The following is a 13743-nucleotide window of genomic DNA, read 5'->3' as shown; positions in this document are numbered from 1 at the left end:
GCGTAGAACGCCAGGTAGGCGATGCAGGCCGAGGCGATCGCGGTGAGCAGCAGCGGCCACAGCGTGCGCACGCTGGCCACCGCATCCTCGCCGGCGCGGCGGTGGCTGAGCACGCGGATCGGATACTCCTGCGCCACACCGAGCAGGGTGAAGCCGAACGCCAGGGTGATCCCGTGCACTTCGGGGAACGCGAGCGTCAACACGGCGATGCCGGCCAGCGCGGCGCTGGCGATCGGCAACGCCGACAGCAGCAGCGAGCCGAAGCTGCGGTACGCCAGCAGCAGCAGCGCGATGAAGCCCACGGTGGAGATGCGCCCGATCCAGTCGGCCTGGTGCCGTGTCTGCGCACCGACCACCACGCTGAAATAGCCCGGCCCGCTCAACTCGAGTTTCGCCCCGGCGCTGCCGGGCAGCGCGGCGAACGCCCGGCGGATGCCGTCGATCGCCTGCTGCTGCGCGCCGGGATCGAAACCGGCGGCAACCGTCTGTACCAGCAGCAGCGCCTCGCCCTGCGGCGAAAACCATACGCCCTCGCGCAGCTCCGGCGATTTCGCCGGCGCCCAGCGCTCGGCCAGCTTCAGCACCTCCAGCGTGGGGTCGCGCGGCAGCAGTCCTTTCAGCAGGCTCGCCGCGGGCGACGACAGATCGTCCAGCCGCTGCTGCAACTGATCAGAGAGATACGACTCGTCCAGCAGCTGCGTGTCCAGCGTGGGCGACAGCAGGTAGCGGTACGGCAGCAGGCCGGCGTCCAGCGCGCCGAGGTCGAAGCTGCCGTTGAGCACCTGGCTGTAGCGCTTGTCGTTTTTCAGCGAAGTAGCGAGGCCCTGACTCAGGTTCGCCAGCTGCGCATCGGATCCGCCAGCGCCGGCCATGGATGGCCCAGTGCCGCGGGCGCAGGCGACGGCAGGGACGCCGGAGTCAGAGCAATGCAAGGAGCAATTGCCGGACGCGCAGGAGCGGCCAATCGACAGCAGCAGCAAGCGCGAACCCGGCCCTTCGCCGACCTGCTCCATCAGCAGGCGCTGGTCCGGCGTGGTCGGCGCCGGCATGAAGCTGCGCAAGTCGGTGCTGACGTGCAGCCGCTGGCTCACCATCCAACCCAGCCCGGCCAGCGCCAGCAGCCAGACCGCCAGCAGCGTCGCGCGTGCGCCCCGGCTCATGCTCAGGGCGCGCTCCGGCACAGCGCGTCGAGCGCCTCGCGGGTGGGCGCAGCCGGCATCCGCGCGGCCAGCGGGCCGAGCAGGTCGACCGCGAGGTCGCCGTCGGCTTCCTGCATGTGCATGCAGCGCGACTCCTTCGCGTGGCCGTCGATGCGGATGCTGGCGACGGTCTTCGCCACGCGGGCATCCCGCGGCACCAGGGTCAGCGCCCACGCGCCGCCGGCGTCGCCGGTCTGGCGGACCTCGAACGCCTGCTGCAATCGAGCGGCGTCGCCGCTGAGCAGCGCCACGAAACTGTCCAGCAGCACCTGCAGCTGCGGCGCGCGCTTCAGCGAGAAGTGCCGCGGGCTCCTGCCGTCGCGCTGCTGGGTCACCTCGCCGTCGGCGATGGTGGCGGTTTCCTTTTGCGGATGCTCGACGCGCCGCTGCAGCCGATCGCCGCCCAGCCACGACAACTCGCCCGAGACCACCAGCGGCCGGTCGAGCACCTGCAGGAAGCGCGCCTCGGCGAACGCGGTATGCGCCGGGGCCGGCTGGCCCAGCGCGGCAATCAGCGTCGCCGCCGATGCCGCCGGGGCCGGCTCAAGCGCCGACGCGCTCGCCCACGGCAGCAGCAGGATCAGCAGCCATAGGCGCGTCTTGCCAGAAATCATAGAAATTGAACCAGTTGTAGGGAGCGACCTGGACATAGTGTTCCAGCCGTTGCGCGTAGCGGGCAATCAACGCATCCAGCGCCGGGCCGCGGGCCTGCCGCGGCACCTCCACCCGGTCGCAGAACGGCTCGAACACCAGCCGGTAGCGGTTGCCGCCCAAATACAGGCCGAAGCACAGTACCACCGGCACCTGCAGCGCGTGCGCCAGCAGCCACGGGCTGACCGGGAACGGCGCCGGCGAACCGAGGAAGCCGGTACGCCGCAGCACCTCGTGGCCGCGGCCGCGATCGGCCAGCATCGCCACCAGCGCACCGCCCTGGCAGGCCTCGGCCATCGCCAGCACGATCGTGGTGCCGTCCTGCGCCGCATCGATCACGCTGGCACCCACCTGCGGCGCCAGCGCTTCCAGCAACTCGGTCATCGCCGGCGTCTTCTGCTTGTCCAGCACCACCCGCAGCGACATCTCCGGCCGGCGCGCGCTGATCGCCCGCAGCGCCTCGAAGCTGCCCTGGTGCGAGCCGAACAGCAGCACGCCGCGGCCCTGGGCGATGCGTTCGTCGAGCAGGGCCAGGCCTTCGGTCTCGATCTGGAACGGCCGCTCGCCGTGCGCCAGCAGGAAGATCCGGTCCAGGGTGGTGGCGGCGAAACAATGGATGTGCCGCAGCACCTGCCACACCGTGGGCGGCCGGCCGAACACGCGTTGCAGGTACTGGCGCGAGGCCCGCCGCTCCGGTCCGCGGCGCAGGAAGAAGTACAGCGTGATCGGATACAGGCAGAACCGGCCCAGGCGGCGCCCGCCGTGCAGCGCGATCGTGCGGATCAGCCACAGCGCGAAGCGGCCACCGCCTTCAGGCCGGCTCTGCCAGTGTCCCTGCATGCTCATGCCGCTCCCTCGACCCGGCCGCGTGCCAGCACCATGCCGTCGCGCCGGATCTCGAACCGGACTTGCGCGCCGGCGGCGGCGCTCAGATGCAGCCTGGCGGTTTCCTCCGGCAGCAGCGGCGCCGCGAATTTCGCTTCCAGCACCCGCGCCAGCCGCTGGCCGCGCCAGGCGCGCAGGGCCAGCGCCACCTGCTCCAGCAACACCACCCCCGGCACCAGCGGCACGCCGGGGAAATGGCCGGGCAACGCGGGATGCCCCGCGCCGATGCGCAACGCCTGCTCGAAACCGGCGCTCATGGCGCCGCCACGCGCTTGCCGCGCAGCAGTTGCGGCCAGTGCAGCACCAGCCGCAGCAGCGTGTCGTGCAGGCCGGGATGGTGCAGATGGCGCAGCCGCCAGCGCCGGTAGGCGTACTCCAGCAGGAACGCCGCGCCCAGCAGCAGGTAGCCACCCACGTGCAGCCACGCCGCGGCCCAGCGATCGGGCACCGCCAGCGGCGAGGCGACGCCGGCGCGCGCCAGCAGCCCGTCGTGGTCGGCGCACAGCAGCAGCACCGCCAGCAGCAGCGCCTGGGCAGCCAGCAGCACTGTCCAGAACCAGGTGACCTGGCGCGCGTAGGCGGTCACCCCCGGCTGCCGCAGCCGCTCGGCGCCCTCGATGGCGACGATGAAACGCTCCACCAGCGGCTCGGCCGTACCCAGCGTGCGGCCGAACCAGCCCGCCAGCAACGCATTGATCAATACCGGCACCGCCTCCAGCAGCAAGCCGGCTAAACCGTGCCGCCACGTCCACAGCAGGCCGGCCAGCAGGCCCGACCACAGCAGCCACGCCGCGGCGCGGCGTGCCAGCAACTGCGACAGCATCGGCACGGTCAGCAGCAGCGCCAGCGCCAGCAGCGCAAAAACCTGCCGCTGCGTCACCGCGCCGGCGATCGCCAGCAGCGGATAGGCCGGCAGCGACAGCAGGCCGTAACGCCGCGTGGTGTGATCGGACGAAAGTGAAGAGGACGTCATGCCGGGTTCCGCGTTGGCTCCGTCGAAGCCGCCAGCCTGCCACCGGCGCCGGAACATGGCGTGACAGAAGCGACGTCGATGCGTCGATGCGCCCGCTTCAAGCGGCGCGGTTCTTCTCGACGTGCGCGGACAGCGTGCGCAGGCTGGTGAAGATCTGCCGGTTGTCCGGATTGTCCGAGCGCAGCTGGAAGCCGTAGCGCCTGGACACGGCCAGGGCGATTTCCAGCGCGTCGATCGAATCCAGCCCCAGCTCGCCGCCGAACAGCGGCGCATCCGGGTCGATCTGCTCGGGGGTGACGGAGTCGAGGTTCAGGCATTCCACGACCAGGGTGGCCAATTCGTGCTGCGCCGCTGTCTGTTCCGCCATGCTCGGTTCCGTACGCTGAATGCATTGCCTCCCCCCGGTGGCAGTGGGCGCGGAGTGTAACATAGCGCCCCTATCGTTCCCGGTTGCACGCAATGGTTCAGGGATGTGAAAACCCGCAGGTCGACCCGCTGCCGCGCCGCGCGCCGCGGGTGTCCTACCGTATCGCCGACATCGCCGCCACCCTGGCCGAGCCCGGCACGCTGGCGCTGTTTGGCTTCGCCGAGGCGGCGGCGCCCGGCGACGACCCGCGCTACCTGCAGGTGGCCCTGGAAAGTTTCGACGCCCCCGCGCCGCTGGAGCTGTGGCAGGTCGACGCGCCGGTGAGCTGCGGCCGCGACGGCGCGCTGCGCTGGTCGGCCGGCGGCGGCTGGCTGTTCGTCGCGATCGAGCTGGACGAGCGCGAGCACGGCGGCCCCGCCGCCGCCGCGCAACGGGCATACGAGCTGCTGCATCGTTTCGTCGCCACGCGCGGCGAACGGCACGTGCTGCGCGTGTGGAACTACCTGGGCGCGATCAACCAGGGCGACGGCGACGCCGAACGCTACAAGCACTTCTGCGACGGCCGCGCCGCCGGCATGGGCGACTTCTTCGCCGAAGGCTTCCCCGCCGCCACCGCGATCGGCCACCACGGTGGCGAGCACCGCCTGCAGGTCTACCTGCTGGCCAGCGACCGGGCCGGCACGCGGGTGGAAAACCCGCGCCAGGTCAGCGCCTGGCGCTACCCGCGCCAGTACGGCCGCACGCCGCCCAGCTTCGCCCGCGCGATGGCGCTGCCGGCGCAGGACGTGCTGGCGATCTCCGGCACCGCCGCGGTGGTGGGGCATGCCTCGGCGCACCAGGACGATCTCGACGCCCAGCTCGTCGAAACCCTGACCAACCTCGAAACCCTGCTGTCCAGCGCCGGCATGGCCGCCGGCTTCGACACCCACTCGCCGCTGAAGGCCTACGTGCGCCACGTCGCCGACGCCCCGCGCGTGCGCGACTTCCTGCAGCAACGCCTGCCCGGCGTGCCGGTGCTGCTGCTGCACGGCGACATCTGCCGCAGCGAGCTGCTGGTGGAGATCGATGGCTGGCGCTACGCCTGAGTCCCGCGCTCACGGCTTCGCGTCGAGCCTGGCCGCCCATTCCAGCAACGCTGCCGCGGCGAGGCCGCCGTAGCGGCTGTCGATCGCGTCGAGTTGCGCGCGGGCACCGTGCGCCAGCGTGGCTGCGACTTCGGCCAGCCGCGACGACAGTGCACGATCGTTGCGCGCACGACATGCCGCCAGCTTGCCGGCATCGGCCGCCGCGGGCCGCGCCAGCGCATCCAGCGCGTGCCCCAGCGCGGCGGGTTCGGCGATCTCGTGGCCGCGCCACGGCATCGCCACGGTCTCCCCCCCGGCCACGCACCACTCCTGCATGGACTGCCGGCTGGTCACGTCCATCCGCAGATGCGCCTCGTCCTGGCCGCCGGTGAGGTAGACCAACCGGGTGTCCTGCTGGAAGCGGCGGAACAAGTCGGCGGGCGGGAGACTGACCGGCGGTTCGCCGATGGGATCGCTGCCCGCCTCCAGCAGCACGCCGCGGAATACGTCCGGATAGGCCAGCGCGATGCGCAGCGCCACACGCGAGCCGCCGGAAAAGCCGCCCACATAGACGCGGGCGGGATCCAGCGGATAGCGCCCGCGGATGTTCGCCCACGCCAGCAGGGCCAGCGGCACGCGACGGTCCATGACGTCCGCCGCGTTGCCCGAGTTCGCCGCGCTGACGAAGATCAGTCCGTGCCGGTCCAGCGCCTGCGTCCAGCCCTGCGGCAATGCCGCCTGCGGCCACGGCGGCACGAAGACCAGCAGGCCGTAGCCCTCGGCCGGGGGCGCGCCGGCGGGCACGTGGACGGCGAACTTCTCCTGCGCCGGATCGAGCGGCTGCGTGCGCATCGTCCCGGCATGCGCCGCCAGGTAACGCTGCAGCCGCTGGAACGACAGCGGCGTCAGCAGGCGCCGCGCCAACTCCGTGCTGTCCGCCAGCGGTGTCGTGTCGGCGAAACGCGCCGCCTGCTGCAGTCCGGTGGCGGCGAGCGGCGGCGCGGCCGCGACCATCGCGCTGGCCACGAGCAACAAGGATCGCAGCAGCGCAATGGATCTCGCCGTGACGGCACGGGCTCGCATCGGCGCAGCATAGGTCGCATCCATGCACGGAACAACGGCGCGTCGGCGCCATCACGGTCCGGCGGAAGACATGCGTACCGGCACCCTCCCACCAGCCACTCCGCTCCACTCACTTCTGCTTCGTAGGCCGCTTCCATCCCTCGAACGTCTGCTGCCGGCCGCGCGCCACGGTCAATTCGCCTTCCGGCGCATCGTGCGTGATCACCGAACCGGCGCCGATGGTGGCCCGGGCGCCGACCGTCACCGGGGCGACCAACGCGCTGTTCGAGCCGATGAAGGCACCATCGCCGATGCGGGTGAGGTGCTTGTTCACGCCGTCGTAGTTGCAGGTGATGGTGCCGGCGCCGATGTTGACGCCGCGGCCCACCACGGTGTCGCCGAGGTAGGTGAGGTGGTTCGCCTTGCTGCCCTCGCCGAGGTGCGCCTTCTTGGTTTCCACGAAATTGCCGATGTGCACGCCGGCATCCAGCTCGGTGCCGGGGCGCAGCCGCGCGAACGGACCGATCGTGCAGGGGCCATGGGTCACCACGCCGTCCAGGTCGCAGTGCGGCTGCACCGTCGTGCCGGCCGCCAGCTGCACGTCCTTCAGCCGGGTGAACGCGCCGATGCGCACGTCGTCGCCGAGCACCACGCGACCTTCCAGGATCACGTCGATGTCGAGCTCGACGTCACGGCCGGTTTCGACCGTGCCGCGCACGTCGACGCGCAGCGGGTCGGCCAGCCGCACGCCGTCCGACATCAGCGCATGCGCGGCGCGCCGGCGATACGCCGCTTCCAGTTCGCTCAGCTGCAGCGGATCGTTCGCGCCGGCGGCCTCGAGCGGATCGGCGCACTCGACGCCGAGCGCGGGCCGGTGCTCGGCGGCGGCCATGCCGAAGATGTCGGTGAGGTAGTACTCGCCCTGCGCGTTGTTGCGGTCGAGCCGGCCGATCCAGCCGCGCAGCGCCCCCGCCTCGGCGACTAGGATGCCGGTGTTGACCAGGTTCACCGCGCGCTGGGCGTCGTCGGCGTCCTTCTCCTCGACCACCGCGCGCACGAAGCCGTTGCCGTCGCACAGCACGCGGCCATAGCCGCGCGGATCGGCGAGCCGCGTGGTGAGCAGACAGAAGCCGCCGTCCGCCGCCACCAGTTGCTGCAGGGTGTCGGCCCGGGTCAGCGGCACGTCGCCGTACAGCACCAGCACGCGCACATTCCCGGCCGGCGCGTCGTCGGGCACGCCGGCCAGCGCCTGCTCCACCGCATGGCCGGTGCCCAGCCGTTCGGCCTGCAGCACCCAGCGCAAGTCGGCCTGGCCGGCGAACGCCGCCTGCACTTGCTCGCCGCAGTGGCCGTAGACGACATGGATGGCCGCCGGCCGCAGCGCACGCGCGGTGTCGACCACGTGCGCCAGCAGCGGCCGCCCGGCCAGCGGCATCAGCACCTTGGCCCGGTTCGATTTCATCCGCGTGCCGGCGCCGGCGGCGAGGATGATGACGTGGAGCGGAACTTGGTTCATGCAATGAGGCCTCGACGCGTCCTGATCAAAAAAAGCATAGCAGCCAGCCCGGGCCGGACTGTGGCGGAAAAGGGCTCAGGGCTGCGCCGCCGCGGACGTAACCGTGGGCCGGCCGGCGTGGCACTCGAAACGGAATACATAGGCCAGGCTGAACGGTTTCGTCGCGCTGTCCACCACGTGGCTGTTGCCGTCGGCGTCGGCGGCCCAGCGATCGATCTGCAACGGGTTGAATCGCCATTGCAGCGCGGCCACGCGCACCGCGGCGATGAAGGCGCGCCGGCCGGCATCGGCCTGCGCCTCGGCTGTCACGCGCACTTCGCCGACCACGCCATTCGCACCGACGATGAACAGCGCCGGCACTTCCTGCGGCGGCGGGCAAACGGCGAGCAGATTCGGCGGATACACCGGCACCACGCGCTGGAACGGCGTGCCGCCGCTGGACACCTCGCCCAGCGCCAGCTGGTAGCGCGTCGTGCCGGGCGGCACCACGGCCCGCCACGATGCCTCGCCCGTGGCGGATGGCGACGGCCGCTGCGCGGGCTGCATGGTGGCGCAGCCGGCGAGGGCCAGCAACAGTCCGCTCCACGCGCATTTCAGCCGCGTCATCGCCATCATCCCTGTCTGCCCAAAGCTGCATCGTGCCGATACGAAAACGCCGGCACAAGGCCGGCGTCCTTCTTCGCGATGTCCATCGAAGCGACCGCTTCATCCATGAAGGCGGCCGCGGATGGCCGCCTTTTGATCCTGGCTTTGCGCTCAAGGATGAGCGCACAAACTAATGCTTGAGGCTCTTGCGCAGCCGCTCCAGCGCCTGCAGCTGGGTGATCGCCTCGGCCAGCTTGGCCTGCGCCTCGGCGATCTCCATCGCGTCGGTGCGGTTGGCCAGCGCGTCCTCGGCCTCCTTCTTGGCGCGCTGCGCGGAGGCCTCGTCCAGGTCGGCGGCGCGCGCGGCGGTGTCGGCCAGCACGGTGACCACCTGCGGCTGCACTTCCAGCATGCCGCCGGAAATCCAGAACTGCTGGCGCTCGCCGCCAGCCAGCAGCACGTCGACATGGCCCGGCTTGAGGCGGGTGATCAGCGGCGCATGGCGGGGCGTGATGCCCAGTTCGCCGATCTCGCCGGTGGCAACGACCATCGTCGCGTCGCCGGAGAAGATCTCGGCTTCGGCACTGACGATGTCGACGCGAATGGTGTGGGTCATGACTCAGGTTCCAAATGCTTGAGGCGACGGGCGGACGCGCGATCCGCCCGCAGGGATCAGGCGGCCTTCTTGGCGCCCATCTCTTCCGCTTTCTTGATCGCCTCGTCGATGCCGCCGACCATGTAGAACGCCTGCTCCGGCAGGTGGTCGACGTCGCCGTCGACGATCATCTTGAAGCCGCGGATGGTTTCCTTCAGCGACACGTACTTGCCCGGCGAGCCGGTGAACACCTCGGCCACGTGGAACGGCTGCGAGAAGAAGCGCTCGCACTTGCGCGCGCGCGCCACGGCCTGCTTGTCCTCTTCGCTCAGCTCGTCCATGCCCAGGATCGCGATGATGTCCTTCAGCTCCTTGTAGCGCTGCAGCGTGCCCTGCACCTTGCGCGCGACGTCGTAGTGCTCCTGGCCGATCACGTTCGGGTCGAGCTGGCGGCTGGTGGAATCGAGCGGATCCACCGCCGGGTAGATGCCCAGCGAGGCGATGTTGCGCGAGAGCACCACGGTCGCGTCCAGATGGGCGAAGGTGGTGGCCGGCGACGGGTCGGTCAGGTCGTCCGCGGGCACGTACACGGCCTGGATCGAGGTGATCGAGCCGGTCTTGGTCGAGGTGATGCGCTCCTGCAGCACGCCCATTTCCTCGGCCAGGGTCGGCTGGTAGCCCACCGCCGACGGCATGCGGCCGAGCAGCGCGGATACCTCCGTACCGGCCAGCGTGTAGCGGTAGATGTTGTCCACGAACAGCAGCACGTCCTTGCCCTTGCCGTGCTCGTCCTTCTCGTCGCGGAAGTACTCGGCCATGGTCAGGCCGGTCAGCGCCACGCGCAGGCGGTTGCCCGGCGGCTCGTTCATCTGGCCGTACACCATGGCCACCTTGTCGAGCACGTTGGAGTCCTTCATCTCGTGGTAGAAGTCGTTGCCCTCGCGGGTACGCTCGCCCACGCCGGCGAACACGGACAGGCCCGCGTGCGCCTTCGCGATGTTGTTGATCAGCTCCATCATGTTCACGGTCTTGCCTACGCCGGCACCGCCGAACAGGCCGACCTTGCCGCCCTTGGCGAACGGGCAGACCAGGTCGATCACCTTGATGCCGGTTTCCAGCAGGTCGTTCGCGGCCGCCTGGTCGGCGTAGCTCGGCGCTTCGCGGTGGATCACCCAGCGGTCCTGCTCGCCGATCGGACCGGCTTCGTCGATCGGGTTGCCGAGCACGTCCATGATGCGGCCCAGCGTCTGCTTGCCGACCGGCACCTTGATGCCTTCGCCGGTATTGCGCGCCGCGAGGCCGCGCTTCAGGCCCTCGGTCGAACCGAGCGCGATGGTGCGCACGATGCCGTCGCCCAGCACCTGCTGCACTTCCAGCGTGATCTCGGTGCCGTCGATCTTCAGCGCGTCATACACCTGCGGCACCTGGTCACGCGGGAACTCCACGTCGATGACCGCGCCGATGATCTGAACAACTTTGCCCTGGCTCATGCTGATAGCTCCGGATGAATCTCTTTAAGATTTCGATTTGTACAAAGCGCCAATGAAACGTCGCTCTTACTAGGAGTGCGGCCATGGATGGCCGCCTTTTGATCTTGCTCTGCGATCAGGGACGATCGCACTTATACAGCCGCTGCGCCGCCTACGATTTCCGAGATTTCCTGGGTGATCGCTGCCTGACGGGCCTTGTTGTAGACCAGGGTCAGTTCGCCGATCACCTTGTTCGCGTTGTCCGACGCGCTCTTCATCGCGACCATGCGCGCGGCGTGCTCGCTGGCCAGATTCTCCAGCGCCGCCTGGTACACCACCGACTCGATGTAGCGGGTCAGCACGTGCTCCAGCACGGTCTGCGCGTCCGGCTCGTAGATGTAGTCCCAGTCGTGGCTCGCTTCCAGCTTCACGCCGGCATAGGCCGACTCGCCCGCTTCCTGGTGCGCTTCCATTTCCGAGGCCACCAGCGGCAGCGGCAGCAGCGCATCGATGGTCGGCTTCTGCGTCATGGTGTTGACGAAGTCGTTGTAGGCGAGGAACACGCGGTCCAGGCCGTTGGCCTGGTAGGCGTCCATCATCACCTTGATCACGCCGACCAGCTGTTCGAGCTTCGGCTTTTCGCCGAGATGGCTGACGCTGCCGACCAGGTTGACGCCCTTGAGGCGGCGGAAGAACGCCACCGCCTTCTGCCCGATCGCCACCACGTCGACCTGCACGCCCTGCCGCTGCCATTCGGCGATCGCCGGCAGCAGACGGCGGAACAGGTTGGAGTTGAGACCGCCGCACAGGCCGCGGTCGGTCGACACCACGATGTAGCCGACCCGCGCCACGTTGTCGCGCTGGACCAGGAACGGATGGCTGAAATCGGTGCTGGCCTGCGCCACGTGCGCGATCACCTTGCGCATCGAGCGCGCATACGGGCGCGAGGCCTTCATCAGATCCTGCGCCTTGCGGATCTTCGAGGCCGAGACCATCTCGAGCGCGCGCGTCACCTTGCGCATGTTCTGCGTGCTCTTGATCTTGGTTTTGATTTCGCGTCCGCTGGCCATGCTCTATCCGCTCGTTATGCTCGCTGGTGGGAAGGGAGAAGATTGCCTCCCTTCCGATTCGCCACTACCCGTATTACCAGCTGCCGGTCTTCTTGTACTCGTCCAGCGAAGCCTTGAAGACGGCCTCGATGTCCTTGTCCCAGTTGCCGGTGGCCACGATGGTCTTCATCAGGTCGGCGTGGTTCTGGTGCATGAACGCGTGCAGGCCCTTCTCGAACGCCAGCACCTGGTTCACCGGCAGGTCGTCGAGGTAGCCCTGCTCGGCGGCGTACACCGACAGCGCCAGCTCGGCGATCGACAGCGGCGAATACTGCTTCTGCTTCATCAGCTCGGTGACGCGCTGGCCACGGTCCAGCTGGGCGCGCGTGGCCGGGTCCAGGTCCGAGGCGAACTGCGCGAACGCGGCCAGCTCGCGGAACTGCGCCAGGGCCAGCTTCACGCCGCCGGACAGTTTCTTGACGATCTTGGTCTGCGCGGCGCCGCCGACGCGGGACACCGAGATGCCGGCGTTCACGGCCGGGCGGATGCCGGCGTTGAACAGGTCGGTTTCCAGGAAGATCTGGCCGTCGGTGATCGAGATCACGTTGGTCGGCACGAACGCCGAGACGTCGCCGCCCTGGGTCTCGATGATCGGCAACGCGGTCAGCGAACCGGTCTTGCCCTTAACGATGCCGTTGGTGAACTTCTCGACGTACGCCTCGGACACGCGCGAGGCGCGCTCGAGCAGACGCGAGTGGAGATAGAACACGTCGCCCGGATACGCCTCGCGGCCCGGCGGGCGCTTCAGCAGCAGCGAGATCTGGCGGTAGGCCACGGCCTGCTTGCTGAGATCGTCGTACACGATCAGCGCGTCCTGGCCGCGGTCGCGGAAGTATTCGCCCATCGCGCAACCGGAGTACGGCGCGACGTACTGCAGCGCAGCCGACTCGGACGCCGAGGCGACCACGATGATGGTGTTGGCCAGCGCGCCGTTCTCGTCGAGCTTGCGCACCACGTTGGCGATCGACGAACGCTTCTGGCCGATCGCGACGTAGATGCACTTAATGCCGGAATCCTTCTGCGCGATGATCGCGTCGATCGCCAGCGCGGTCTTGCCGGTCTGGCGGTCGCCGATGATCAGCTCGCGCTGGCCGCGGCCGACCGGGATCATCGCGTCGACCGACTTGTAGCCGGTCTGCAGCGGCTGGTCGACCGACTTACGCCAGATCACGCCCGGCGCGACCTTCTCGATCGGCGCGTTGAGCTTGGCGTTGAGCGGGCCCTTGCCGTCGATCGGGTTGCCCAGCGCGTCGACGACGCGGCCGAGCAGCTCGGGGCCGACCGGCACTTCGAGGATGCGGCCGGTGGTCTTGGCGGTGTCGCCTTCGCGCAGGTGCTGGTATTCACCGAGCACCACCGCGCCGACCGAGTCGCGCTCGAGGTTCAGCGCCAGCGCATATGCGTTGCCCGGCAGCTCGATCATTTCGCCCTGCATCACATCGGCCAAGCCGTGGATGCGCACGATGCCGTCGGACACGCTGATGATCGTGCCCTCGTTGCGCGCTTCCGCGCCGAGCTTGAACTGCTCGATGCGGCTCTTGATCAGTTCGCTGATCTCGGACGGATTCAGTGTGCTGCTGGACATGGTCATCTATCCCGAAATTGGATGCTTTTTTAAGAGTCCGGCCAAGGATGGCCGGTTTTTGCTCTTCGCGAAACGGACTTCGCGTTTACTCAATCTGTCCGGCCCGGACGGCCGGTTTTGCTCTTCGCGAAACGGACTTCGCGTGAAACTAGTGGCTGAGCGCGCCGGCCAGCTTCGCTAGCCGCCCACGCGCCGAGCCGTCGATCACTTCGCTGCCGGTATCGATCACCACGCCCGCCAGCAGCGAGGCGTCGACCCGGGTCTCCAGTTCGATCTCGCGCTTGAAGCGGCGCTTCAGCGAGGCCTTCAACTGCTCGGCCTGGGCCGCGTCCAGCGCCATCGCGCTGGTCACCTTGACCAGCAGCTGCGACTCGGACTCGCGCTTGAACGCCTCGAACAGTTCGGCCACTTCCGGCAGCAACGCCAGTCGGCGCTGCTCGGCCATCTCGACGAGGAACTGCCCGAACGGGGCATCAGCAGCCACGCCGGTGGGCAGATGCAGCGCCACCAGCTGCGCCGGCAGCACCCGCGGGTCGTTGCCGAGGCCGGCCACGCGCGGGTCCTTCGCCACCGCGGCGGCGAACGCCAGCGCCTGCGACCATGCGTCCAGCGTGCCGGCCGCATGCGCCACTTCGAAAGCGGCGCGGGCGTACGGGCGAGCGAGGGTGATTGCCTGGGCCATG

Annotated in this window: 15 protein-coding genes; 1 reads left to right on the top strand and 14 read right to left on the bottom strand. The window is 69.3% G+C overall.

The window, feature by feature from the left end; all coding sequences use genetic code 11:
- The 6 genes from RHOFW104R8_RS16795 to RHOFW104R8_RS16770 form a co-directional block, all read right to left on the bottom strand.
- Nucleotides 1-1160 (bottom strand): MMPL family transporter (locus RHOFW104R8_RS16795; protein WP_153023056.1); only part of this gene is annotated, 1160 nt, incomplete at its 3' end.
- A 2-nt stretch (nt 1161-1162) separates the two neighbouring features.
- The gene (locus tag RHOFW104R8_RS16790; RefSeq protein ID WP_068096180.1) at nt 1163-1813 is read right to left on the bottom strand and encodes a LolA-related protein; all 651 of its coding nucleotides are present in this window, start codon (nt 1811-1813) and stop codon (nt 1163-1165) included.
- Complete coding sequence (locus RHOFW104R8_RS16785) at nt 1743-2696, bottom strand: acyltransferase (RefSeq protein WP_082823691.1); 954 nt, start codon at nt 2694-2696, stop codon at nt 1743-1745. Before RHOFW104R8_RS16785 ends, RHOFW104R8_RS16790 begins: the two co-directional genes overlap by 71 nt.
- Nucleotides 2693-2992 carry a hydroxymyristoyl-ACP dehydratase gene (locus RHOFW104R8_RS16780; RefSeq protein ID WP_068096182.1) on the bottom strand — a complete coding sequence of 100 codons (300 nt, stop codon included), beginning with the start codon at nt 2990-2992 and terminating at the stop codon, nt 2693-2695. The genes RHOFW104R8_RS16785 and RHOFW104R8_RS16780 overlap by 4 nt, the downstream gene beginning before the upstream one ends.
- Nucleotides 2989-3708, bottom strand: coding sequence for a xanthomonadin biosynthesis protein (locus RHOFW104R8_RS16775; RefSeq protein WP_068096223.1), 720 nt, complete (start codon nt 3706-3708; stop codon nt 2989-2991). Before RHOFW104R8_RS16775 ends, RHOFW104R8_RS16780 begins: the two co-directional genes overlap by 4 nt.
- Nucleotides 3709-3805: 97 nt before the next feature.
- The gene (locus RHOFW104R8_RS16770) at nt 3806-4075 is read right to left on the bottom strand and encodes a phosphopantetheine-binding protein (RefSeq protein ID WP_068096183.1); all 270 of its coding nucleotides are present in this window, start codon (nt 4073-4075) and stop codon (nt 3806-3808) included.
- Nucleotides 4076-4167: 92 nt separating this feature from the next.
- Here RHOFW104R8_RS16770 and RHOFW104R8_RS16765 point away from each other — a divergent pair, with 92 nt between their 5' ends.
- Nucleotides 4168-5160 carry a pteridine-dependent deoxygenase gene (locus RHOFW104R8_RS16765; protein WP_068096185.1) on the top strand — a complete coding sequence of 331 codons (993 nt, stop codon included), beginning with the start codon at nt 4168-4170 and terminating at the stop codon, nt 5158-5160.
- A gap of 9 nt (nt 5161-5169) precedes the next feature.
- Here RHOFW104R8_RS16765 and RHOFW104R8_RS16760 read toward each other — a convergent pair whose 3' ends face one another.
- From RHOFW104R8_RS16760 to RHOFW104R8_RS16725, 8 genes are all read right to left on the bottom strand, one after another.
- Nucleotides 5170-6171: an alpha/beta hydrolase gene (locus RHOFW104R8_RS16760; protein ID WP_068096187.1), complete on the bottom strand. Its 1002-nt coding sequence runs from the start codon at nt 6169-6171 to the stop codon at nt 5170-5172.
- 160 nt (nt 6172-6331) lie between these two features.
- Nucleotides 6332-7717 (bottom strand): bifunctional UDP-N-acetylglucosamine diphosphorylase/glucosamine-1-phosphate N-acetyltransferase GlmU, encoded by a 1386-nt coding sequence (gene glmU / locus RHOFW104R8_RS16755; RefSeq protein ID WP_068096189.1) that lies wholly within the window; start codon nt 7715-7717, stop codon nt 6332-6334.
- 75 nt (nt 7718-7792) lie between these two features.
- Nucleotides 7793-8323, bottom strand: coding sequence for a hypothetical protein (locus tag RHOFW104R8_RS16750; protein WP_153021744.1), 531 nt, complete (start codon nt 8321-8323; stop codon nt 7793-7795).
- A gap of 169 nt (nt 8324-8492) precedes the next feature.
- Nucleotides 8493-8918, bottom strand: a complete 426-nt coding sequence (locus tag RHOFW104R8_RS16745; protein ID WP_068096194.1) for a F0F1 ATP synthase subunit epsilon — start codon at nt 8916-8918, stop codon at nt 8493-8495.
- Nucleotides 8919-8974: 56 nt separating this feature from the next.
- Nucleotides 8975-10387, bottom strand: a complete 1413-nt coding sequence (atpD, locus tag RHOFW104R8_RS16740) for a F0F1 ATP synthase subunit beta (RefSeq protein WP_007512397.1) — start codon at nt 10385-10387, stop codon at nt 8975-8977.
- 131 nt (nt 10388-10518) lie between these two features.
- Entirely contained in the window at nt 10519-11436 is a 918-nt protein-coding gene (gene atpG / locus RHOFW104R8_RS16735; protein ID WP_068096196.1) for a F0F1 ATP synthase subunit gamma, read from the bottom strand.
- 73 nt (nt 11437-11509) lie between these two features.
- Entirely contained in the window at nt 11510-13060 is a 1551-nt protein-coding gene (gene atpA / locus RHOFW104R8_RS16730) for a F0F1 ATP synthase subunit alpha (protein WP_068096225.1), read from the bottom strand.
- Nucleotides 13061-13208: 148 nt separating this feature from the next.
- Nucleotides 13209-13742, bottom strand: coding sequence for a F0F1 ATP synthase subunit delta (locus RHOFW104R8_RS16725; RefSeq protein ID WP_068096198.1), 534 nt, complete (start codon nt 13740-13742; stop codon nt 13209-13211).
- Nucleotide 13743: the final 1 nt, after the last annotated feature.

The organism is Rhodanobacter sp. FW104-R8 (assembly GCF_001617365.1).
Lineage (GTDB): Bacteria > Pseudomonadota > Gammaproteobacteria > Xanthomonadales > Rhodanobacteraceae > Rhodanobacter.
The sequence above is the reverse complement of the archived record's forward strand: the minus strand, read 5'-3'. Positions and strand labels throughout refer to the sequence as shown.

Coding starts and splice junctions, on each gene's coding strand:
- atpG (WP_068096196.1), bottom strand. CDS start 11,436: ATGGCCAGCGGACGCGAAATCAAAACCAAGATCAAGAGCACGCAGAAC.
- RHOFW104R8_RS16770 (WP_068096183.1), bottom strand. CDS start 4,075: ATGGCGGAACAGACAGCGGCGCAGCACGAATTGGCCACCCTGGTCGTG.
- RHOFW104R8_RS16725 (WP_068096198.1), bottom strand. CDS start 13,742: ATGGCCCAGGCAATCACCCTCGCTCGCCCGTACGCCCGCGCCGCTTTC.
- RHOFW104R8_RS16780 (WP_068096182.1), bottom strand. CDS start 2,992: ATGAGCGCCGGTTTCGAGCAGGCGTTGCGCATCGGCGCGGGGCATCCC.
- RHOFW104R8_RS16785 (WP_082823691.1), bottom strand. CDS start 2,696: ATGAGCATGCAGGGACACTGGCAGAGCCGGCCTGAAGGCGGTGGCCGC.
- RHOFW104R8_RS16765 (WP_068096185.1), top strand. CDS start 4,168: ATGGTTCAGGGATGTGAAAACCCGCAGGTCGACCCGCTGCCGCGCCGC.
- RHOFW104R8_RS16775 (WP_068096223.1), bottom strand. CDS start 3,708: ATGACGTCCTCTTCACTTTCGTCCGATCACACCACGCGGCGTTACGGC.
- atpA (WP_068096225.1), bottom strand. CDS start 13,060: ATGTCCAGCAGCACACTGAATCCGTCCGAGATCAGCGAACTGATCAAG.
- RHOFW104R8_RS16750 (WP_153021744.1), bottom strand. CDS start 8,323: ATGACGCGGCTGAAATGCGCGTGGAGCGGACTGTTGCTGGCCCTCGCC.
- glmU (WP_068096189.1), bottom strand. CDS start 7,717: ATGAACCAAGTTCCGCTCCACGTCATCATCCTCGCCGCCGGCGCCGGC.
- atpD (WP_007512397.1), bottom strand. CDS start 10,387: ATGAGCCAGGGCAAAGTTGTTCAGATCATCGGCGCGGTCATCGACGTG.
- RHOFW104R8_RS16745 (WP_068096194.1), bottom strand. CDS start 8,918: ATGACCCACACCATTCGCGTCGACATCGTCAGTGCCGAAGCCGAGATC.
- RHOFW104R8_RS16790 (WP_068096180.1), bottom strand. CDS start 1,813: ATGATTTCTGGCAAGACGCGCCTATGGCTGCTGATCCTGCTGCTGCCG.